The following is a 23,335-nucleotide window of genomic DNA, read 5'->3' on the forward strand; positions in this document are numbered from 1 at the left end:
CTAAAGCCTGATGAATTTATTCAGCAAAAGATAGGCAGTGTTGCCACTCGACTTGCAGGCATTCCCATTGGTTACGCCTCTGCGTTGTATCAACTGACTAGAAAAAACTATTCCTACCTCAATATGCCTTGAGTTGATGATTTGCTTATAAGGGATGAAACAACAAGGTAATACCTCTTTATAGGTATTAAAATCCCTTTATTTTCAGATAGATGCGCAACAAAAGTGCGCAGGCCTGCACTTTTGTTGCACAAATATTGCGGTTATCAATCTAGACGGTTTTTATTTCTATTGTAAATCAGTAAGTTAATTTTTTGGCACAGCTTTCGCAGTAGTTAACTATGAAATAATCAAGGTGAAAGGGTAGATGTATGTCAAAGATCCAATCGAGTTGTGCTTATTGTGGTGTCGGGTGTGGCGTAAGCGTGTCACCGAACAAAGCGGATTGGACTGATATAAATACAGCTGATTTATCATTAGTGGGTGATATCAATCATCCTGCAAATTACGGTCATTTATGTGCTAAAGGTGAACGCTTACTCGACAGTTTAGATCAGCCCAATGTGCTACGTTATCCAAAATATCGTTCAGGTAAACCCCTTGATTGGAATAGTGCGAGCACCTTAATTGCTGATACTTTTGCACAAACCATTGCTGAGCATGGCCCCGGCTCTGTTGCCCTTTATCTTTCAGGGCAATTACTCACTGAAGATTATTATGTCGCGAATAAGTTCGCCAAAGGTTTTTTAAAAACGGCTAACATCGATACTAACTCTCGTTTATGTATGTCGTCAGCGGTGAGTGCAATGCAACGCGCTTTTGGTGAAGACGTGGTGCCAGCTTGCTTTGATGACCTAGAGCAAGCAGAAGTCATCGTGCTGGTGGGTGCTAACACTGCTTGGACTCATCCGGTGCTTTTTCAACGAATATTAGCGGCTAAAAAAACCAATAATGCCCGTTTAGTGGTTATCGACCCGCTATCAACCGCGACAGCTAAACAAGCGGATTTACATTTAGCGATTACCCCAGGTGCCGATTTAGCATTATTTCATGGCTTACTGGGTTATTTAGCCGATCAAAATTGTGTTGATCACACTTACATTGCAGCACACACCGAGGGTTTTGATTCTGTTGTGTCCGAGGCGCAACAATTAAGTGCCAATTTAGCCGAACTCGCAAATCAAGTGGGAGTATCTGTTACTCGTCTTACTGAGTTTTATCAATTAGTGGCGGGTCATAAAAAAGTACTTACCGCATCTTGTCAGGGAGTGAATCAATCAACTATAGGCACAGATACCACCAATGCGATGATTAACTGTCATCTTGCCTTAGGTCAAATTGGACAAATAGGCAGTGGATTCTTTTCGTTAACCGGACAACCTAATGCTATGGGCGGCCGTGAAGTCGGTGGTTTAGCGAGCCAGTTAGCCTGTCATATGGGATTTTCAGCACCTGAACGTCAGCTATTAGCTGATTTCTGGCAAACCGACAGCGTAGCCGAACAAAAAGGCTTAGCAGCAGTAGAGATGTTTGATGCCCTTGCCGATGGCAAAATTAAAGCGATTTGGATTATGGGTACCAACCCAGTGGTGTCGTTACCTAATAGTGAAAAAATTGCCAAAGCCTTAGCCGATTGCCCCTTTGTAGTGGTATCTGAAATTAGCCCAGACTCAGATACCGCCAAGCTTGCTGATGTGTTATTGCCAGCGCAAGGTTGGTCAGAAAAATGCGGTACTGTGACCAACAGTGAACGCACCATTACCCGCCAGCGTGGGTTTATTACCCCCAAAGGTCAAGCTAAAGCTGATTGGTGGGCTATGAGCCAAGTGGCCAAAAAAATGGGCTTTCACGGATTTGATTTTGAAGATAACGCCAGTGTTTTCAACGAATTTTCAGCCATGTCTGCTCGAGTAAAACAGCAGTTTCCTAACAAAGTATTTGATTTAACTGGCTTAGCCGACTTATCAAAAGGGCAATATGATGCGTTACTGCCAACACAATGGCCTATTGCTTCTGCTACGCAAATAGGCCAGCGAGGCGGGCGAGTTTTCAGTGATGGTGTGTTTGCCACTGCAAGTGGTAAAGCGCAATTTGTCGCGCCAGCGCCTGTTAATCCATCAGAGCAGTCGTTAACCAACAACACACTGTTATTAAACAGCTGCCGTAGTCGCGATCAGTGGCATACCATGACTCGCACCGGACATATCGCCAGTTTACGAGCCAGCATTCCTGAGCCTGTTATTCATTTACATTCATCACAGCTGCGTGATTTCTCGTTAATCGACGGTGGTTTGGTGCGAATTCAATCAGCACTGACCCCGCACTCAATGGATGCCAATGCGACCATATTGTCGTCAGCCTTCACTGTGGCACGCGCCGTTGTCGATGACGATATGCCAGCCAATGTGGCATCGATGTCGATGCATTGGTCGGCGCAGTTCTCTATGACCAAAGGGGTGAATCAGGCGTTAGATGCCCGTGTTGATCCAATATCAAAGCAACCAGGATTTAAGTGTCAACCAGTGATATTAAGCCCCGTTCTACTTGCGCTGCAAGGTGTTGTTTTTGGTCAACACGACTCTTCTGCTCACGGGCTATGCTGGCAAGTTGCACAAACGCTGGAGAACGGAGTGTGTCATCACATTGGTTTTACAGATACCAACGACGGTTTTGCCTACCAAGCGACAGCCTATTCACTTAAATGGACCTTAACGGTAGATGGCCAGCCTTTATATATCCAATGCAATATGGATAAAGGATTACTTAAGGCATTAAAAGTGTTGTCTCACACTCAAGTGAATGTGGGCTTAAATCAGATGAATACGTTTATTGGCAAGCCTGTCGACAAGCAGTTAATGAAGTTGCTACATCAGCAAATTAAAGCCGGTAATAGCCCGTTAATCTGTGCTTGTACAGGGGTATCCGAAGCGAGCATTAACGACGAAATCAATCAACAATTTAACGACCAAGTGATGGGTGACGGTTTAGCCAACATCAGTTTTCAACAGGCATTAGATAGCACTCAATCATTATTAGGTTGCGGGCGTCAATGTGGCAGTTGTCACAGTGAAGTAAAGCAGTGTGCCAAGCAAAGTTGGCTGGATGCATTATCGTACACCGAAATTGAACATCAACATGCAGTAGAAGAGGACGTTGCCTAATGAATAGCGTAGACGCAATGATAAAAGGTCATCAGCCAATTAACTCTTTAGGCTGTCTTACTGATGGATTACCTACAAGCGAACTGCAAGCTGGCGAAGTCGCCATTGTTGGCGCAGGTTGTGGTCAATTGGATTTGATGACCATTAAGGCGGCGCGGATTGTTGCCCAAGCCGATGCACTCGTGTTTGACAGCCTTGTTAGCAGCGATATTTTAACCTTAGTGACGCCATCTTGTCAGCGCCACTTTGTCGGTAAACGTTGCGGCCAGCCCAGTGTTAATCAAGAAGATATTAATGCGTTATTACTGAGCTTGGCACAGCAAGGGTTTAAAGTGGTGCGCTTAAAAGGCGGAGACCCGCATATTTTCGGTCGCGGCTCAGAAGAGGCGCTTTACTTGGCTCAGCAGGGGATCCGTTCGCAGTTTATTGCCGGTGTTACCGCCGCGTTAGGTTGTGCTTCTAGCACAGGTATTCCACTGACTTTTCGAGGTATGGCTCGAAGTGTCACCCTGATCACCGGCACAAAAATGACCGATGCAGATAATGCAAATGCTCCTACGCAGTGGCAAGCATTGCTCACAGCACAGTCCACCTTAGTTTTTTATATGGGTAAAGAACAAGCGGCAAGCATCTCACTCGGGTTACTCGATACCCAATGCGCCGCTAACTTGCCGGTGGCTTTTGTTACCAATGGCGGTAGACCAAACCAAATTGTGACTTATGCAACCGTTGACTCTATGGCTGATGCTGCGTTGACTATTAAGGACTCTGGGCCAACATTAATCATTATTGGTGAAGTGGTCAGTGTCGGCCAACAGCTTAGTGCTTTACTCGACGATATTGATTTTGTTTCACCACAGCCAGAGTCACAACCACATTCTGAATATGAATGCGAGGTGCTATATGCCTAAAATTGGTGAGTTAACCCTGACATCAGTCGATGAATTTGATTTTAGGTTATTGATCAAAGCCTTGGGTAAGGGCGAAAAAGGCTCGCGGACGTTAACATTTGCTGAGGCCAGCTTATTACTTGAAGGTTTTGCTAAAGGAAAAGCCACCCGGGTACAGATGGCGAGTGCCATGATGTTAATGCGCGTTCGTGGTGAAACCACAGAAGAAGTTGCTGGGATGGTCGCAGGGCTACGTCATACATTAGATACTGGTTGGGGGACATTGGCGGTTGATATTGACTGGCCTGTGTATGCGGGTAAGCGTGAGCAGTTACCGTGGTTATTGTTGGTGGCTAAATTACTGGCAAGCCAAGGTGTGCGTGTAATGTTGCATGGCGACAGCCAAGCTTTACCCCATCGCCGCCATGTTGAATCTTGCTTAGCGGCAGTCAATATTGCTTGTTGTACTACACCACAAAGCGCTAATGCAGCCTTGCTATCCGATAACATTGTTTATGTATGTGCGGGTGATTTAGCACCAGTGTTAGATGAGTGCCGCCAGTTGCATCAAGAATTGGGTCTTCGTAGCCTTATTCAAACTGCAGCGCGGTGTATCAACCCAACTAATGCAGCGATCAGTCTGCGTAGCTACTTTCACCCCGGGTTAGATTATCTGCACCAAGGCATATGCAAAATCTTATTTGCAAAAGGTGAATACCATACCGGCAGTGTCGCGATTTTTAAAGGTTTACAAGGCGAAACAGAGTGTAATCCAAGAGTGTCGACCACGGTTACTGTCGTCAACGGACAAGCAAACACTATAGTGGTATCGAGCTTATCGATCCCCACATTATTAGAAGGTTTTTCTGGTGCGAAATTGGGCCAAGCCGAATTGTCTAGCGACATTCTTGCGCTGTTATGGCGCGAACAACAGCCTTTTTCGGCCAATAAACTCACAGAATTAATGTCGCGCACCATGATCGAGCAAGCGCTTAGCAGTATTCAGGCTACTTTGGCTGCGTTGCTGCTATTACTGAGCCGCCAGTCAGCTACGATAGATTCAATTAACGCAACGGCGATTACAGCAGCGCAAGCAGTCAGTTTGAGTCAACAATGTTGGGCAAACCGTTTTAGTACAACAGATAATCCACTAGATCAATGGCGGAACAAGGAGTGGTTATGCGCAGTTTAATCTTTTGCGATCAGAGCTTTGCGGCTGTACCTGTGGCCGATTGTGATCTGGTGCAGTATCAGACTTGTTTGGCGGCGTTTGGGCATGTCACTGTATTGACTTCGGTAAGCCAAGTTGAGCAACAATTACATCAACAAACATTTGATACCTTGTTGGTATTAACCGAGACATTACACAGTCAAATTCAGGGGCTGATCCAGCGTACATTAACGAGTAAACCTATGGTGATCGTTGTCAATGCCAAAACATGGCAACAGGCAGCGTTAACCGATTTGCTTGATTGTGGGCGCATCACTTTTATTCCGGATATGCTGACCGTTAACCGTTTAACCAGCGTGATCAGTTTAGCCCAAGCGCGTTTTAATGCCGCCAGTAAAACCTTAGCCGAATTTAAAAAGTTAGATGATGAAATTCGCAGTATAAAACTGCTCAGCCAAGCAAAGTTGATTGTAATGCAACAAGGGTTTGATGAAGCCAAAGCACACCACATTATTCAACAACAAGCGATGCAAAAAGGCTTGTCGGTGGCACAAATGTCGGCACAAATTATTGCAGTTGTCAGCAAGCAAAATACTTCGTTAGCAGTCGATACTTTAGCGGTGAACAATGATGGTGCGCCTCATTTTGGTGCGATTATCCCTAAGGCGGACATATTATCGTCTCAGCACAAAGGCTGCTAAGTTTTAATTATATATTAATCAAGTGATTATGGTTTTTTTGTTTGTTGGCATAGAGCCTGCAACATCACAGTATGATACTGAAAGTCGATAATGGTTTTTTAAACCATCAATGTTCAAACAATAAAATTTAAAAAATCGGAATAGTAACAGGCAATGGCGCCAACTCTTTAAGCGGAGTTGGCGCCATTTTGTTTTTTACGGTCCATGGCATGAAGGAGCAGGATATGGCAGTCTCAAAACCCAAGTTAGTGGTGGTCGGTAATGGCATGGTAGGTCATCACTTTATTGAGCAATTGTGTAGTTTAGGGCTCAATAAAACGTTTGATGTGCATGTGTTTGGTGAAGAACCCCGTCCAGCCTATGATCGAGTGCAATTATCAAAATATTTTGAGACCGGTAGCGCCGATCCGTTAATGTTAACCAGTGCGCAAGACTATCAAGATTGGGGCATTTCGCTGCACTTAAATACCCCGATCACCGCGGTTGATATTGCCGCTAAAACGGTCACGAGTGCCCAAGGGGGTAATTACCATTATGATCGACTCGTACTGGCGACCGGATCATTTCCGTTTGTGCCGCCTATTCAAGGTAACGATCGCGCTCAGTGTTTAGTGTATCGCACCATTGAAGATCTTGAAGCTATCCAAGCTGCAGCCCAAAACAGTCACGTTGGGGTTGTTGTGGGCGGTGGATTATTAGGCTTAGAAGCCGCCAATGCCATGAAACAACTTGGGGTGAAAACCCACGTTGTTGAGTTTGCGCCACAATTGATGCCCGTTCAGCTAAATGACAAAGCCGGTGATTTATTGTGTAGCAAAATTGAACAACTCGGCGTGAGCGTGCATACCTCAAAAGCCACCACCGCGATTATCGACGGTGAAACAGCATTACATCGAATGACCTTCAATGATGAGTCTTATCTTGAAACTGACATGATTGTCTTTTCAGCGGGTATTCGTCCACAAGATTCATTAGCACGGGTTTCAAATATCAGTATTGGTGAACGTGGCGGCATTGAAATTGACGATTACTGTTTAACCTCTGCGCCAGATGTTTATGCCATTGGAGAATGTGCATTATGGCAGCAAAAAATATTTGGGTTAGTGGCCCCAGGTTATCAAATGGCGCGGGTTGTGGCTGCTCATCTTGGCTCATTAACATCAACTAGCGTTTCTCAGTCATTTACCGGCGCAGACATGAGCACCAAGCTGAAGTTACTGGGTGTTGATGTGGCCGCTATTGGCGCAAGCCGTGGTTTTGAAAATGCACAATTTGTTGAGTTATCTGATAACCAGGCGGGAATTTATAAAAAGTTATGGTTAGATGAAACCGGTAAATATTTAAAAGGTGCGGTATTAATTGGCGATAACAGCGATTACAGCCGCTTGCTCGATGCTTATTTATCACAAGATGAGATTGAAGGCTCCGCGGTTGAGTTATTGCTTGCCGGTGCTGAAAACGAAGCAGATTTAAAAGACTCCTCTATTGTGTGTTCTTGTCATCAAGTGACTAAAGGCGACATTGTTGAGTCTGTAACAGCAGGCAAGCATAAAATAGCTGACATCAAGTCATGTACTCGCGCTGCATCAGGTTGTGGCGGCTGTGCGCCGTTAGTGCAAAAAATTATAGATCAAACATTACAAGCCGCTGGGCTCGATTATAATGCCGGTATTTGCGCCCATTTCGATCACGACAGACAAGCGTTATATCACCTTTGCCAAGTCGAGGGAATCAGTGATTTTGATACCTTAATGACACAACATGGCAAGCCATCAGCAAGTGGTCACACTTATGGTTGTGATATTTGTAAGCCAGCAGCGGCATCTATCTTTGCCAGCTTACAAAACCAGTATGTGCTCAATCAAGACCGCGGTCATGTGCAGCTGCAAGACACCAATGATGCCTACTTAGGTAACATCCAAAAAGACGGCACTTACTCTGTTGTGCCGCGGGTTGCAGGGGGCGAAATTACTCCGACTAAACTCATCGCCATGGGCCAAATCGCCCAAGAATATGATCTGTATACTAAAATAACCGGTGGCCAGCGCATTGATATGTTTGGTGCAACGCTATCGCAGTTACCTGAAATTTGGCAAAAACTCATTGATGCTGGTTTTGAAACTGGCCATGCCTACGGCAAGTCTCTGCGAACGGTTAAGTCTTGTGTTGGCAGTACTTGGTGCCGTTATGGCGTACAAGACGCGGTTGGTTTCGCTATCGATTTAGAAAATCGTTACAAAGGCTTGCGCAGTCCGCATAAATTGAAATTTGCGGTATCGGGTTGTACCCGTGAGTGCGCAGAAGCCCAAAGCAAAGACATCGGTATTATCGCAACCGATAAAGGATGGAATCTGTATGTTGCTGGCAATGGCGGCATGCGTCCGCGTCATGGTGATTTGTTTGCCACCGATTTGTCCACCCAAGACCTGTATAAATACATCGACCGTATTTTGATGTTCTATGTCAAAACCGCAGACAAATTACAGCGCACCTCAACCTGGATGGACGCTTTAGGAGGGGGAGTAGATTACTTAAAATCGGTAGTTATTGATGATGCGCTTGGGATTAATGCCGCGCTAGAACAACAAATGGATCATATCGCTGCCACATACCAATGTGAGTGGAAAACCAGCCTTGAGCAACCTGCTTTTTTGGCGCGTTTTAATGAGTTTGTTAACCCAAATGATGCCCCCGCAACAGATGCCAATGCTTATCAGCGTATTCGGGAACAGCGTTTTCCTAACATTAACGATGCGGGGGCAGGCTCGATTGCCATTAAAGAGATTACTGACGATGTCGAACAAGCCCAAGCGGAGGAATTAGCATGATTTGGATTAATGTGTGCACTGAAGCAAGTATGCCAAAAGGCACGGGAATAGCCGCTTGGGTTGCCGGGCGTGCAGTGGCTATTTTTAACTTAGGTAAAGACGGTTTATTTGCCCTTGATAATGTCGATCCCGCTAGCGGCGTGAGCTTGTTAGCCAGAGGATTGATTTGCGAAATTGATGGAGAGCTGTGTGTGGCTTCGCCGCTTTATAAACAGCATTACCGTTTGGATTCGGGGCGTTGTATTGAAAATAATGATCTAGTGGTTAAACCATTTGAAATTAAAACTGAGCAAGGCAATATTTTTGTCTTGGCTCAGGCATAAAGGGGTCCAATATGAGCGCTGAAAAATTTAACCTATTTTCATTTCACGGCAAGATGAAAATCATGCATTTAAGCTGGATGGCCTTTTTTATTACTTTTGTGGTGTGGTTTAACGCTGCCCCGTTAGTCAGCGTGATTGCCGACAGTTTAGGGCTGACGACATCACAGATTAAAACCTTATTGATCCTCAACGTGGCATTAACGATTCCGGCGCGGATCATCATCGGCATGGTTACCGATAAATATGGCCCAAGGATCACCTATTCTGCCTTGTTGGGGATTTGTTCTATACCTTGTTTTATGTTTGCCGTAGCTGATACTTTTGAGCAACTCGCCTTAGCGCGTTTTCTAATTGGTTTTATTGGTGCTGGCTTTGTGGTGGGTATTCGTATGGTAAGCGAATGGTTCCCAGCAAAAGAGCTCGGCACTGCAGAAGGTATTTATGGCGGTTGGGGTAACTTTGGTTCTGCTGCGGCAGCCTTTACATTACCCGCAGTAGCGCTTGCTTTTGGTGGTCCTGACGGCTGGCGTTATGCCATTGGGGTTACAGGTTTAATGAGCTTGTTGTTTGCGTTTGTGTATTATTTTAATGTCACTGATACGCCAAAAGGGTCAACCTACTTTAAACCGAAAAAGGGCGGCGGTTTAGAAGTCACCAGTAAAAGTGATTTTGTATTGCTGATCCTGATGAAAGTGCCTATGTATGCCACGCTGGCATTGTTGGGCTGGAAGTTATCACCTGCTGGCGTGAGTATGTTTACTCAAGAGACAACTTATCTCATTTACCTTGGCTTAGTGGTGGTGTTCTTGTTCGATTTTTACCAAACCTATCAAGTGAACAAACACTTATATTCAATAGAGGTACCAGAGTTTGAACGGTATCAATTTAAGCAAGTTGCGGTATTAAATGTGCTGTATTTCACTACATTTGGATCTGAGTTAGCTGTTGTGTCTATGTTACCGTTATTTTTTGCCGAAACGTTTGACCTGGGGATGGCGCAAGCCGGTATGTTGGCATCCAGCTATGCCTTTATGAACTTAATGTCTCGTCCTGGTGGTGGCTGGTTAAGTGACAGGTTTGGTCGTAAAACGACTTTATTAATCCTCACCGCAGGCTTGGCTATCGGTTATTTATCGGTGGCACAAATTGATTCATCATGGTCATTACCAATGGCGGTTACCGTTGTAATGGCATGTTCATTCTTTGTCCAAGGTGGCGAAGGTGCGGTATTTGCTGCAGTGCCGCTGATTAAACGTCGTTTAACAGGCCAAATAGCTGGCATGACAGGGGCTTATGGTAATGTTGGCGCGGTATTTTTCTTAACGGTGTACTCGATAGTCTCTACTCAAGTGTTTTTCTACGTGATTGCAGTCAGTGCCGTATTTGGCTTTGTGACATTATTTTTTATGAAAGAACCCAAAGGTCATATTGCTGAAGTGAATGAAAATGGCGAAGTGACATTAATCAGTGTCAGCTAGTGGTGCTTAAGTAAGTAGTTGCAACCCGCTGCCATTAAAGCTCAAATAGCTTGTGTTCAAGCGGTTTAAGTAAAGCGGTTAATCAAAAAAACGAGGGTTATATGGCTTCAGAGTCATTACAACAAGCGCTTGATCGTACAGAAGATACGCTTCCTTTTGCCGCAACCTTGCAGCTTGTTGTTGGCCAAGCTTCCGACAAAGGCCGTAAATCACAAAATGAAGATGCGATAGGTATTCGTATTCCTTCAGGTATGCCATTAATGACTAAGGGCGTTGTGAGTGTGATCAGCGATGGCGTTAGCACTGCGGAGGGGGGAGCACATGCTTCTGCTATTAGTGTGAGTAATTTTTTAGCCGATTATTATTCCACTCCTGAGACCTGGAGCGTGCAAACATCTAGTACTAAAGTATTAACCGCATTGAATCGTTGGTTGTATGGACTCGGGCAAGATTATCGGGATGCCAGACGCGGCTTTGTGTGTACCTTTAGTGCGCTGGTGTTTAAGTCTTGTTCTGTGCATATGCTGCATGTGGGTGATTCACGGATTTACCGTTTTCGCGATGGAGAGTTACTACAATTAAGCCATGATCATAGCACCAATATTAACTCATCAAGCCAATACCTTACCCGTGCATTGGGGATGGACGTTAAATTAGATGTTGATTACAAAACCTTATCGGTCGACGTCGGTGACCTGTATTTATTGACTACCGATGGGGTTCATGATCTATTAACTGAGTTTGAGATACATAAAAAATTAACTACCTTTAGTCAACAGCATCAGCAATTAACGGATGATACATGTGAACAGTTTTGCCAAAAATTAATTAGAAAGGCTTTCGATTTAGGCAGTAAAGACAATCTAAGTGCGCAGCTATTAAGTGTTAGCCAATTACCCAAACAAGCTATCGATGATGTGTATCACTGTTTATCACAGCAACCATTTCCGCCCCCCTTAAGCGTTGGTATGAAACTCGATGGTTATCAGGTGACCCATATCATTCATCAATCACAGCGTAGCCAAGTCTATCGGGTGGTGAATGAGCAAGGTCAAATTTTTTGTATGAAAACCCCCTCGATTAATTACATAGACGATGCCGCTTATATAGAGCGATTTATGTTAGAAAGTTGGACCGGTCAACGGATTAATAGTGCCCATGTGGTCAAGGTGGTCGAGCAGCACAAAACTAAATCGGCACTGTATTATTTAACTGAGTTCTTAAGCGGAATGAGCCTTGCAGAGTGGTTAACGCAACATAAAAAAGCACCTGTGGAAGATGTGTTACTGCTGCTTAAACAAATCGAATTAGGGGTTAGGGCATTTCATCGTCGTGAAACCCTGCATCAAGATTTAAAGCCCGACAATATTTTTATTACCCGAAATGGAGTGGTAAAAATTATTGATTTTGGTTCTTGTTATATTAAAGGCATTGCTGAAATCAGCAGTCCGTTAACCCGATACACTATTTTGGGTACGGCAGATTACACGGCTCCAGAAGTGGTGCTTGGCTATCAAGTTGATGGCCGTGCTGATTTATTTTCACTTGCCGTGATTGCCTTTGAAATGTTGGCCGGGCAATTACCTTTTAAAGGCAAATTAGAAAAGTGTCGTAATCGACAGGACTTTACACGTTTAGAATACGTTAGCGTGCATCTATTAAACCCAATGGTGCCAGAGTGGATCGATTTAGCATTAAAAAAAGCACTCAATATCGAACCAAGTTTACGTCAAGGGGATACCTGTGAATTACTTCATCAATTAACGACTGCCAGAGTTAATCACACAGCAAAAGATTTTATTCCCATTATTGCCCGCAATCCTGTACGTTTTTGGCAAGTGATTTCAATCGTGTTGTTTTTATGCCTGCTAGTGTGTTTGTTTAATTAACCATCCTGCACAATAAAACATTCTTATTATATGGCATTATCACATGGGATTATTACATGGAATAATAATGAGTTACGGGTTGGAAATAGATGTATTTTTAACTTTCGATATACACTTTCTCCCGATCCTATTTAATCTCGAATCAGTCTACGTTACAGGGCGACCGCATGAGTGCTTAATAATTCACCTATGTGATGAAGGTGGACTCGATTGCATTAATCCGCGCTTGTTTTCAGCTTAACGGCCGTACAATTATTGAATGTTTATCGGACAATTTGTGAGTGAAAAACGTTCATGCGGTTGCCCTGGTCTACGTTACCTATATTTAACTTATTGTTATTTGAACTTTTGAACTTTAGAACTTTAGATGTTTAATGCCTATCCTCCTATCCTCCTATCCTCCTATCCTTATAGCTTTGCTTTAGCTAAGATATAAGTAATGTTGATGAGTTAGCTTTAATAGGTAATCAAGCCAATATAAATCAACTTGGCGATGAACTGTTGGTTAACCTAAATAAACTCGGTAGCAATAATCAGTTTATTTCCACTCAATCAGGCTTTCATCATGTGGAATGACTTAATCCGTTTGGCTCAGACTGCTGCGGATAATACTGCTAATGTCACCCAATTTGCGACGATAACTCTGTTACTGTTGTTCAAGGCGTGTAGTACAAAAGGCTAACTAAGGGCGCGCAAGCACCCTTTAGGCTAATTGTTATACAGTAATCCACTTGTTAGACTCATTCACATTGATACGGACTTAGTTTCAATATACCACTGCTATTCATACCACTGGAGTGTTTGGAATGTTTAAAGTCGAAAATTGGATGATCGTATCGCGGTCACAGTTGTTAATTGATTTACTCGATTCTCGCTGGCCACAAGAGTTTTTGGTTAAATTAGCTAAAGCCCAACCAAGTAACATGTCGAAACTATTGTCTACACAAACCAATTCAATGGTTATTTTCGATTTAGCAACGATTGATCTTCAACAAGCATATCAACTGCAGCGCGTTATTGAGCGTGAGTATTTTGGTGTGCGTACTGTGTTTATAAATTTCCCAAAACAGGTTGATGCAACATTTTTAATTCATCCATCGACCACCACAGGCGTGTTTTATACCAATGCGAGTTTAGCTGATGTAAGTGCTGGTTTGAATGAAATTATCAAAGGTCGTAGCGTGATCCCTCAAGATCTATCTCAATCATTAATGGGTATGGATAATGAAGATGAAAGCGATCAACTGACTATTCGTGAGCGTGAGGTATTACAAACGTTATTGTCTGGTAGCACCAATCTTGATATTGCGAATCAACTCTTTGTCAGTGAATCAACCATTAAGACTCATCTATATCGCGCGTTCCGTAAGATTGGTGTTTCTAGCCGAGGGCAAGCCATTGCTTGGGCACAAACTCACATGCATGAGGTAAGAGTGTGATATCTCCGCAAAGTCGTCAAAGAATATCAAGCAAAAACACTTGAAGATGCTCAAGGCAATAGTTTGTTGGCTAATTCCCGCTGCATGGCCATATAGTTAATACGATGGGGCGATATGTATTTATTGAAGATAAAGCTAAATAGTGACAAAAAAAAGGATATCAAATTGATATCCTTTTTTTGTCAATGTTAGATCCGAATGCTCGGTGTTAACTAAACCTTCGGTGTTAACTAAACCTTCGGTGTTAACTAAACCTTCGGTGTTAACTAAACCATAGTGCCGTTTTATTCGGTTGCTCAATCGTGAGTGAAACTGTGTCTAAAGCGGCTGTACAAATGGGCAGTTGTCCTTGCATCAGTTCATCACGTCTAAACCAATGTAGCTTGAGTTGCTCGCCGATAGTCAAGCTTTGCAATTGCTGCTCAAATTGACTGGTCACTAACAAGTTATCGGCTGCAATCAATAAATCACCCGCACTTAAGCCCGCTTGGTGTGCTGGACTGTATTGGTTCACACTTAATACTTTTAAACCGAATGACTCTGCTTTTGTTTTAGCGCCAAAGCCAATATTAAAGCCTTTTGCATCACCGCCACCTAAATCCGCACTGCCTTCACTTGCACGAAGCGTCATGGTCACCCCAACTTGGGCCAGTAATTCTTTTAAGGGGATATCATGAGTGTTGTTTAAATAAGCAAATAAATCATCACATGGGCGATCCAGTATGGTTTCAACAATTCGTTGATGACTGAGCGGATCGGTACCAATTTCGGTTAAGCCATATTGTTGCCAAAGTTGACGCATTACATCATCTAAACTGTTACGCCCCTGAGTTTCAGTGCGAATGGTTAAATCTAAAAACAACCCAAAGAGCGCGCCTTTGGTGTAATAGCTGACAATGGCATTGGCGGCATTTTCATCTTGTTTATAAAACTTGGTCCATGCATTAAAACTTGATTGCTTTAAGGTTTGCTTAAAACGACCTTGACCTCGATATACGCGGGTCATAATTTGGCTAAGCAGGGTAAGGTAACCGGCTTGATCAATACAGTGAGACTTAAAGGTGATTAAATCATCGTAATATGAAGTAATGCCCTCATAAGCCCATAACTGTTCAGTGTAAGACTCTTGGGATAAATCAAACGGGGTAAATTCAGCTGGTTTAATGCGTTTGACATTCCATGAGTGGAAGTATTCATGGCTGCACAGTGATAAATAAGTGCGGTAGCCTTTATCTACTGGCGCATCTAATGACTGTGGTAAATCATTACGGGAACACATTAGCGCAGTTGACGCTTTATGTTCTAAGCCACCAAAACCATTATCCAACACAGTGGTCATAAACACATAGCGTTTAAAGGGCGCTGGAGTGCCAAACAGATTGATTTCGTATTCACAAATAGCGCTAAGATCTTTGGCTAAACGGGCCATGTTGGCTCGGTGTTTACCACTTAATACGATATCGTGGGGAACACCTGCTGCGAAAAATGTCTCGATGGTGAGTTCGCCCATTTCAACTGGATGATCGATTAAGTCATCATAGTTTTGTGCGCTAAAATCACCAAAGCCAAATTGATCACCTGTGGTTCTGGTCATGCTGGTGGCCAGAGTCCAATGAGCCAATTCTGTGAGTGCCGGCTTAGCAATAGTGACGCTATGGGGTTGTGGCTCAAGCCCTTTTGCCGCTAAAAACACACTGCTGCCATTAAAGAAACCGTGGTTGGTGTCAAGATGAGCCGTTCTAACGGATAAATCCCAAGCGTAGATTTGGTAACATAAGCTAATATCACTACCTTGGTTGTTTAATTGCCAAGTTTGCTTATCTAATTGAGTGACACTCAGCGGTAGTTGGTTTTCTTTGGCATCGATGTTAATGATATTTTTAGCAAAATCTCGGATCATGTAGCTGCCAGGTAACCATGCCGGTAAATAGAAAACTTGAAATGGGTTTGCGCATGTTAGCGTTAGGGTGACTTCAAATAGGTGTGCTTTGGGATCGATCGCATGAATATGGTAATGCATAAAGAATTCCGAATGAGTAGGTGAGTCACAATCAAAACGATTGAGCTATAATCTACAATGCTGCCAAAAATGCTGACGTTAAGCAAACGAATCGCATTTTGAGTAAAAGATTGGCTATAAACCTAGTTTTTACTGGAGTGATAGATCAAAGAGTTGATAGTATTATCAATAGCAACAATGCAGTTATTTAATGAGGGCACCCAAATGGCCGAAGAAACCATCTTTAGCAAAATTATTCGACGTGAAATTCCAGCTGATATTTTATATCAAGATGAGTTAGTCACTGCATTTCGGGATATTGCACCGCAAGCACCGACCCATATTCTCATCATTCCTAACCATTTAATCAGCACCACTAATGAGGTTAAAGCCTCTGATGAAAAAGCATTAGGGCGGATGATAACGGTTGCATCCAAACTTGCCGATGAAGCGGGGATTGCACAAGACGGTTATCGGTTAATCATGAATTGCAACAAACATGGTGGCCAAGAGGTTTATCATATTCATATGCATCTTTTGGGTGGTAAACCATTAGGCCCAATGCTGAGTTGTGGATAATGAAAATTAACAGTGATTTTTTTCCGTTAACCGAAGTCGCAAGGCGTTTTGTAAACCAATTAGCTCAATGTCGTCGTTTAGGATTAACCGTGCAAGAAGCCAGCGAGCATCATGTGCAGATTGAGTTGCCTTATAGCGAAGATATTATTGGTTATCCAGATACTGGGGTTATCCATGGCGGAGTGATCACCACACTCATTGATACCGCATGCGGCACTGCAGTTGTGTGCGCCATATTGAAAAAATACCAATCGTTAGAATTGTCACCGACGTTGGATTTACGGGTGGATTACATGAAACCTGCTGAACCTCATAAATCGGTTTATGCCTTTGCTGAATGTTACCGGCTCTCATCCACTGTGGCTTTTACCCGTGCGATTGCTTATCAAGACAGTATTGATGAACCTATCGCTCATGCTGTGGGTTCATTTATGCGCATCAGTCCTGAAATGGTCGGTGAAGCGTTTCGCCAAGCGTTAATGGGGAATTTACCTGAGGTTAAATCATGATTGATCAAACCAACGAAAGTACACCGGCGTGTTTAGATGTTCAAGATGTGGTGAAACGCGCCATTGAACTGAACGACTATAGTTATCTACTTGAAAAAGTGCCTTATTCTCAATTTATTGGTATGTCTGTGGCCCGTTTTGGTGATGAAATGGTATTTAGGCTACCGGCCAAAGATGACAATATTGGCAATCCTATTTTGCCCGCTATTCATGGCGGCGTCATTGCTGGGTTTATGGAAATGTCGGCGATTGTACAGTTGATGGTGTTTATGCAGGCCAAGAAAGTACCTAAAATTGTCGATTTCTCAATTGATTATTTACGCGCAGGTTTGCATCAAGATACCTTTGCTGAATGTAAAATTACCCGTCAAGGTCGTCGGGTGGCAAATGTAAGCATGAACTGCTGGCAAACCAACCGAAAGCAACTTATTGCCACAGCACGAGCTCATTTTTTATTGGATTAGCCATGCCTTAAATCTTTATTAAGCCACGGCTTTAATTGCATCGGTTTTGAGAGGGATATTGTATGAAACTAGCTTCATTATGGTTTATCGCGACAACATTGCTATTGAGTGCCTGCGCGCATAATACCGCGGGCATCGCAGTGGATTCTGCGGGGCAAGTGAGGGTTGATAACTCATCGTTTGCTAATGAGGTCGCTGTGGTGGATATTTCAGCTATTATGATCGCTGATTTAATTAAAGCTTCAGCCTTAATTCAAAGTCAATCGAGTACTGACTTGCGCCTACAATATAAATTCACTTGGTTTGATGCCAGTGGATTGACGGTTGAAGATGAAGCAAGCAGTTGGAAGTCGATTAAATTACATGGCAAGCAGCAGTTACAAGTCAGTGCGGTTGCCCCCAATGCGCAAGCGACACGATTTGAGATTTATGTGCGTGAAACCTTCTCTTATTAATATCATCGCGACGTTATTGAAGAGGTTTACGTGATGTGACCAAGCCTGGTAGTTAATAAATTGCATCGTTACGTTATCAAATTGTATTTTTGCGAGTGTAATCATACAGGAGTTAGTTTATAATCGTGATCGCCAAGGGGTGTTCAGTAAAACCTGAACTGAGATGTCTGTATGACAAACCCTTAGAACCTGATCCGGCTTATACCGGCGTAGGAATGGGCCACACTATCGTTAGGTGCACCTCTTATTCTCTACTCTTGCCGGATCTCAAAATAATCATTTGAGGTCCTATGTTCACGATAAATCCTACTACGTTACACCAGACACCCATAGCATTAGCTGTTTTTGCAGCGTTAAGCTCGCCGATTGTTATGGCTAAAACTGCTGATATCGAAAGCGTCACCCCCGAATATGAAAAAATGGAAGTCATTATTGTTAATGCTGATTTTAGTAATATCAGTCTTGATAAAATGCCCTCTAGCGTGACCGTCATTGACGCTCAACAACTTGAAGATGAAGGCGCACAACATTTCGAAGATGTGCTTAACTCTATCGCTAACTTTAATTGGTCCGGCGGCAGCTCTCGTCCTAAATATTTTCAAATTCGCGGCGTTGGTGAGCAAGAACAATATCAAGGCGCACCTAACTCATCAGTTGGTTTTGTGGTCGATGACATCGACTTATCTGGCCTTGGTATGGTGTCGAGCATGTACGACATGCAGCAGGTGGAAGTCTTACGTGGTCCACAAGGCACCCAATATGGTGCCAACGCGTTAGCCGGATTAATTTACTTAAAAAGCAATGACCCCACTGAATCGTTTGAGCATGGTGCAAAAGTCAGCTTAGGTGATGATAATCTTGCTACTCTTTCTGGTTTCAGCTCCGGTCCGCTAAATGATTCAGGCAAATTGCTCTATCGAGTATCGTTAGAGCAACATAACCAAAACGGCTACCGTGACAACCTTTATCTTAATCGCGACGATACCAATGAACGTGACGAGTTAACTGCCAGAGCTAAATTACGTTGGTATGCTACTGACGATCTGCAAGTTGATTTAACCTTGTTACATGCAAATTTTGATAATGGCTATGATGTGTGGACATTGGATAATAATCGCAGCAACACCTTAACCGACCAACCCGGTATCGATACCCAAAAAACCACAGGGGCTGGGATTAAGTTTATTTATACTGGTGTGCAAACATTTGACTTCACCTCGTTAACCTCATTCGCGCAAACCAACCACCATAATGGTTATGATGGCGATTGGGCTAATTCCGATTATTGGGCAAGTAAAGCTTGTACGGCTTATGATGCCGATGGTGTCGTTAATGGTACCGAACCTTGTGTTTATGATTATACCTGGGATAAAGAGGGTGACCGCAAAACCTTAACTCAAGAGTTTCGTCTATCGTCAAAAAATGGCGGACGAATTTGGGCAGATAGCACCGACTGGTTAGTGGGTGTGTATGCGATGAATTTGAAAGAAGATAATGACTTATATTCAGAATACAACACTTATCCAGATGAAGTGCTGCAGTCAAGTTACGATGCGACCAACTATGCAGTATTTGGTCAGTTAGACAGTCATTTAGGCGATGATTATTTATTGTCTACAGGATTACGATTAGAGCGTCGTGATAGTGATTACAGTGACAGTAATAAGGATGGTTTTGCCCCGTCAGAAGATATGTGGGGGGGCCATATTGCATTATCAAAAGTTATTAATGCGGATCATAATGCCTATGTTCGTATCGCCCGGGGTTATAAAGCGGGTGGATTTAATATGACATTACCTGCCCAATTGTCTGACAAGAAAGAGTTCGATACTGAGATCCTATATAACTATGAAGTGGGTTTAAAGTCGAGTTGGTTTGACGGTGAAGTCGATTCTACAGTGGCGCTATTTTATATGGATCGCCAAGATCAACAAGTGGCTGCGTCTTTACAAGACCCTGATAGCCCGCAGCGATTTATTCTTTTTACCGAAAACGCTGGCAGTTCAAAAAACTACGGCGCAGAGCTTGATGCAAAATGGTACTTAACTGAAAATATTGAATTTTATGGTAGCTTTGGTTGGTTGGAAACCGAATATGGCCAATATCAATACAGTGATAAATACGGTTCTACCATTGATTTGTCGGGTCGTGAACTGGCCCATTCTCCTAATGTCACTTACAGTGCGGGCATGACGTATGTCGCTGACTCTGGTTGGTTCGCCAACGTTAATGCCAGTGGTAAAAGCCAGTTTTATTATTCGGACAGCAATGAGTCCCAGTCAGAAGCCTATACCATTTATAACGCACGTCTAGGTTATGAAACGCCGACGTGGTCAGCTTATTTATGGGGCCGCAATTTGTTTGATGAACAATATGGCGTGCGTGGTTTTTACTTTGGCAACGAGCCAGATCAAGACTGGGCAGACAAGCAATACATTCGTTATGGTGATCCGCGCCAATTAGGTGTGACACTAGAAATCCAATTTATGTAATAGCTTATAGCCGCTGTAACCTCGGTTGTAGTGGTTTTTATTAAGGAATAGCAATGAAGTTAACTGCAGAAATCAGCATGTATCCGTTTAATGAAAATTATCTCGATCCGATCCAATGGTTTATCGGCAGAGTGGATAGTTATGACAATATTCAACGAGTCACTAATGCGATGGCAACACAAGTGTGTGGTGAGTATGGCGATGTTATGTCGATGCTAGCCGTTGAAATGCAGGCCGCTCACCAAAAATGGGGCAAGGCCGTTTTTGTGTGTAAATTTATTGGTGGTGAGCTCAACCTTGCTCATAGCGAATAACCACAATGAGTGAGTTACTCTCAACAATACAGCAAGTTTTAGGAGAGGCGTCATTAATGACGTTCTGGGAAGCCATTGCCGTTATGCTGGCACTGGCTTACTTAATTCTTGCTATGCGGACCAATATTTGGTGTTGGTCTGCGGCATTTATTAGCACCGCCATTTATACGGTATTGTTTTGGAATGTGTCTTTGTTAATGGAGTCGGTACTCAATATCTATTATATGGGCATGGCGGTGTATGGTTATTGGCTGTGGTTACATGTGCCGTCCTCGCAGCAGCGAAATCAGCATAATAGTGCTCAGCACAATATAGAGAGCCATCAACTTAACATTACCAGTTGGTCGTGGAGTACTCATGCTGTTGTCATCGGCGTCACATCTTTGGTGTCTTTACTGGTGGGGTATGTTATGGCTAATCATACCTCTGCAGCATTTCCCTATATCGACGCGGCAACCACTTGTTTTGCGGTAGTGACAACCTATTTAGTGGCAAAAAAAGTACTGGAGAATTGGCTCTATTGGGTCGTCATTGATTTTGTGTCTATTTACCTTTATTTCCAAAAAGGCTTGATGTTGACATCAGGTCTGTTTGTTTTATACGTCGCGATGGCGGTTGGGGGTTACATTATGTGGCGCAAGAAATATTATCATCATATTATACAGCAAGATAACGTTGCCCAAGACGTGGTTGGTGTATAGCCAATAACAATACAATCTCCCTAGAGTAAATATTTGATGTCCCAACCCTTGTTATCGCTACCTAACAATGTGCTTGAAATGATGCAACAAATGATGCCAGTAGCATTGTTTCACAGACTCAACGCACAATGTACTGCAATATCGTTCCTCAACACCGGGATCAGCAATGTTAACATTAAGTTATCTTGCGATGACGGCGATAAGGTATTGAGAGTTAATCAACCCCACAGTACTTGGTGCGATAGGGCGCTTGAAGTCGAATGTTGGCAAGCCGCGATGGCTGCTAACATTGCACCTGCATTAATTTGGGTCAGTGATGATAAAAAAGTGTATTTAAGTGAGTTTATTGATCAACCCGACATAGACTGGTCGATATTTTCCGCAATGCACAGTAATGCATCTATCCAGCAGGAAACAAATAAACCTGTTTTAGCCGTTGATGCTGTCCCTTTGTTAAGCGCATTATTGAGTAAACTTAGTGCGTTACCAGTGCCTCGTACCAGTATTACCGTGAGTGTGCAATGGCAACAATATGTGCATCAATTAGATTCTTTAAGTACCACGCAAACCGAACCACAATGGCATCATGCTTGGCAGCAATTGTTACGCTTAAATGGATTTGTTCAGCATTGGTTATCGCAGTTAGAAGCGTGTGTTTTGTTGCCCGTTTTTTGTCATCGAGATTTAACCCCGCACAATTTACTTCTTGGCGGCAGCGTATCGCATCAGCTATTAAGCATTGATTATGAATATGCGGTGGCCAGTCATCCGTTATTCGATTTAGCCAGCGTGATAGCCAGTCATCAACTATCGACAACCCAAGTGAGTCAATTAATTGATAACGTGATTATCCAATATTGCCAAATATCGAGCCTCACAGATGTTGCGGCGGCTAAAGCTGCGTTACCTGCTGCAATAAATTGTTTTTGGTTATTCTCAGCGATGTGGGCATTATTAATGGCAGCTAAAGAACCGCACAAATCTACACAATACTTACAATACTTTACAAAGTATTTTACATTAATTACTTGCTAATATGCTCTGATAAAGTACAAATAAGGTAAATTTCGATAAGGGAATTATCTGTGTCTAAAAAATTGATTGTCCTACTGTTAAGTAGCCTATTATTTGTCGGCTGTTCCACTAAAATAAGCTATTTCTTTTTGGATTGGGCGATAGAGTGGGAGGTTGAAGAATACGTAGACTTAACCTCAGAGCAGCAAGACAAATTTGATATTATTATTGAATCGTTTTTAGTCTGGCATCGCCAACAAGAATTACCCCGTTATCGTGATCAACTGTCTTTATTATCGACATTAACGAATCAACAAACCATGACCCCAGAGCTATGGCTTAAACAAGTGTCAATGGCGAAGGCCCATTGGTCCAGAATTTTCGATTTTGTTATGCCTGATCTGTTACCTATTTTGGCGAGCTTATCTGATGAACAAGTTGATCAGGTACTGACGCAGCTAAAAAAAGAACAAAAAGAATTAATCGAAGAATACGCCGGCAAAGATAAAGCCGAGTTGATAATCGACTCAGATAAAAGAATCGCAAAAAAATTATCAGAATGGACCGGTGATATAACCGATGCGCAAAAAGACATCATTCATCAAGCCAATACGCAACGTTTAGCGACCTTGGATATGTGGCTAGAGTATCGCCATGAATGGTTGAGTCAATTTGAACAAGCGATGAAACGCCGTCAGCAAACTGATTATTTTACCCAACAAATGAAATTATTAATGATCTCGCCAGATGAACTTAAATCTGAGGTGTATCGCGATAATGTTACCGAAAACACCCGTAAATTTGGTTCAATGTTAATTGCGCTTAATCAAACGTTTAGTCAAAAACAACGTAAGCACTTCGACAAAAAATTAGCAGAATTAGTAGAAGATTTAACTGAATTACACTTAGACAAATAATACATATTTAT

The 23,335-nt window shown here is 42.9% G+C and carries 19 protein-coding genes and 1 riboswitch; of the genes, 18 read left to right on the forward strand and 1 reads right to left on the reverse strand.

What is annotated here, in order from left to right:
• The first annotated feature begins 371 nt into the window (after positions 1-371).
• The 9 genes from EGC80_RS13950 (at position 372) to EGC80_RS13990 (ending at position 13,880) form a co-directional block, all read left to right on the forward strand.
• Positions 372-3,161, forward strand: coding sequence for a nitrate reductase (locus tag EGC80_RS13950; RefSeq protein WP_124013771.1), 2,790 nt, complete (start codon positions 372-374; stop codon positions 3,159-3,161).
• Entirely contained in the window at positions 3,161-4,072 is a 912-nt protein-coding gene (gene cobA / locus EGC80_RS13955) for a uroporphyrinogen-III C-methyltransferase (RefSeq protein ID WP_124013770.1), read from the forward strand. The genes EGC80_RS13950 and cobA overlap by 1 nt, the downstream gene beginning before the upstream one ends.
• Entirely contained in the window at positions 4,065-5,243 is a 1,179-nt protein-coding gene (locus EGC80_RS13960; protein ID WP_164839468.1) for a glycosyl transferase, read from the forward strand. Before cobA ends, EGC80_RS13960 begins: the two co-directional genes overlap by 8 nt.
• Positions 5,231-5,923, forward strand: coding sequence for an ANTAR domain-containing response regulator (locus EGC80_RS13965; RefSeq protein WP_164839469.1), 693 nt, complete (start codon positions 5,231-5,233; stop codon positions 5,921-5,923). The genes EGC80_RS13960 and EGC80_RS13965 overlap by 13 nt, the downstream gene beginning before the upstream one ends.
• A gap of 224 nt (positions 5,924-6,147) precedes the next feature.
• Positions 6,148-8,751 (forward strand): nitrite reductase large subunit NirB, encoded by a 2,604-nt coding sequence (gene nirB / locus EGC80_RS13970; RefSeq protein WP_124013767.1) that lies wholly within the window; start codon positions 6,148-6,150, stop codon positions 8,749-8,751.
• Positions 8,748-9,074 (forward strand): nitrite reductase small subunit NirD, encoded by a 327-nt coding sequence (nirD, locus tag EGC80_RS13975; RefSeq protein WP_124013766.1) that lies wholly within the window; start codon positions 8,748-8,750, stop codon positions 9,072-9,074. Before nirB ends, nirD begins: the two co-directional genes overlap by 4 nt.
• A gap of 11 nt (positions 9,075-9,085) precedes the next feature.
• Entirely contained in the window at positions 9,086-10,552 is a 1,467-nt protein-coding gene (locus EGC80_RS13980; RefSeq protein WP_101030689.1) for a NarK family nitrate/nitrite MFS transporter, read from the forward strand.
• Between the two features lie 101 nt (positions 10,553-10,653).
• Positions 10,654-12,441, forward strand: coding sequence for a bifunctional protein-serine/threonine kinase/phosphatase (locus EGC80_RS13985; RefSeq protein ID WP_124013765.1), 1,788 nt, complete (start codon positions 10,654-10,656; stop codon positions 12,439-12,441).
• Between the two features lie 806 nt (positions 12,442-13,247).
• Positions 13,248-13,880 (forward strand): LuxR C-terminal-related transcriptional regulator, encoded by a 633-nt coding sequence (locus tag EGC80_RS13990; protein WP_124013764.1) that lies wholly within the window; start codon positions 13,248-13,250, stop codon positions 13,878-13,880.
• A 262-nt stretch (positions 13,881-14,142) separates the two neighbouring features.
• Here EGC80_RS13990 and EGC80_RS13995 read toward each other — a convergent pair whose 3' ends face one another.
• The gene (locus tag EGC80_RS13995; protein WP_124013763.1) at positions 14,143-15,900 is read right to left on the reverse strand and encodes a M61 family metallopeptidase; all 1,758 of its coding nucleotides are present in this window, start codon (positions 15,898-15,900) and stop codon (positions 14,143-14,145) included.
• A gap of 204 nt (positions 15,901-16,104) precedes the next feature.
• Between EGC80_RS13995 and hinT the strand changes: the two genes are divergently transcribed.
• From hinT to EGC80_RS14040, 9 genes are all read left to right on the forward strand, one after another.
• Positions 16,105-16,458 (forward strand): purine nucleoside phosphoramidase, encoded by a 354-nt coding sequence (gene hinT, locus EGC80_RS14000; protein WP_101034643.1) that lies wholly within the window; start codon positions 16,105-16,107, stop codon positions 16,456-16,458.
• Positions 16,458-16,967, forward strand: a complete 510-nt coding sequence (locus EGC80_RS14005) for a PaaI family thioesterase (RefSeq protein WP_124013762.1) — start codon at positions 16,458-16,460, stop codon at positions 16,965-16,967. Before hinT ends, EGC80_RS14005 begins: the two co-directional genes overlap by 1 nt.
• Entirely contained in the window at positions 16,964-17,431 is a 468-nt protein-coding gene (locus EGC80_RS14010; RefSeq protein WP_124013761.1) for a PaaI family thioesterase, read from the forward strand. Before EGC80_RS14005 ends, EGC80_RS14010 begins: the two co-directional genes overlap by 4 nt.
• 62 nt (positions 17,432-17,493) lie before the next feature.
• Positions 17,494-17,886 (forward strand): YcfL family protein, encoded by a 393-nt coding sequence (locus EGC80_RS14015; protein WP_101030709.1) that lies wholly within the window; start codon positions 17,494-17,496, stop codon positions 17,884-17,886.
• A 125-nt stretch (positions 17,887-18,011) separates the two neighbouring features.
• A riboswitch (TPP riboswitch) is annotated at positions 18,012-18,119 on the forward strand.
• Between the two features lie 57 nt (positions 18,120-18,176).
• Entirely contained in the window at positions 18,177-20,378 is a 2,202-nt protein-coding gene (locus EGC80_RS14020) for a TonB-dependent receptor (protein WP_101030712.1), read from the forward strand.
• A gap of 53 nt (positions 20,379-20,431) precedes the next feature.
• Positions 20,432-20,692: a hypothetical protein gene (locus EGC80_RS14025; protein ID WP_101030715.1), complete on the forward strand. Its 261-nt coding sequence runs from the start codon at positions 20,432-20,434 to the stop codon at positions 20,690-20,692.
• A 5-nt stretch (positions 20,693-20,697) separates the two neighbouring features.
• A complete protein-coding gene (pnuC, locus tag EGC80_RS14030; protein ID WP_101030718.1) occupies positions 20,698-21,393 on the forward strand; it encodes a nicotinamide riboside transporter PnuC in 696 nt (231 codons plus the stop codon).
• Between the two features lie 78 nt (positions 21,394-21,471).
• The gene (locus EGC80_RS14035; RefSeq protein WP_164839470.1) at positions 21,472-22,428 is read left to right on the forward strand and encodes a phosphotransferase family protein; all 957 of its coding nucleotides are present in this window, start codon (positions 21,472-21,474) and stop codon (positions 22,426-22,428) included.
• A gap of 50 nt (positions 22,429-22,478) precedes the next feature.
• Positions 22,479-23,324 (forward strand): DUF6279 family lipoprotein, encoded by an 846-nt coding sequence (locus EGC80_RS14040; RefSeq protein ID WP_101030726.1) that lies wholly within the window; start codon positions 22,479-22,481, stop codon positions 23,322-23,324.
• Positions 23,325-23,335 lie beyond the last annotated feature (11 nt).

The organism is Shewanella psychromarinicola (assembly GCF_003855155.1).
Lineage (GTDB): Bacteria > Pseudomonadota > Gammaproteobacteria > Enterobacterales > Shewanellaceae > Shewanella > Shewanella psychromarinicola.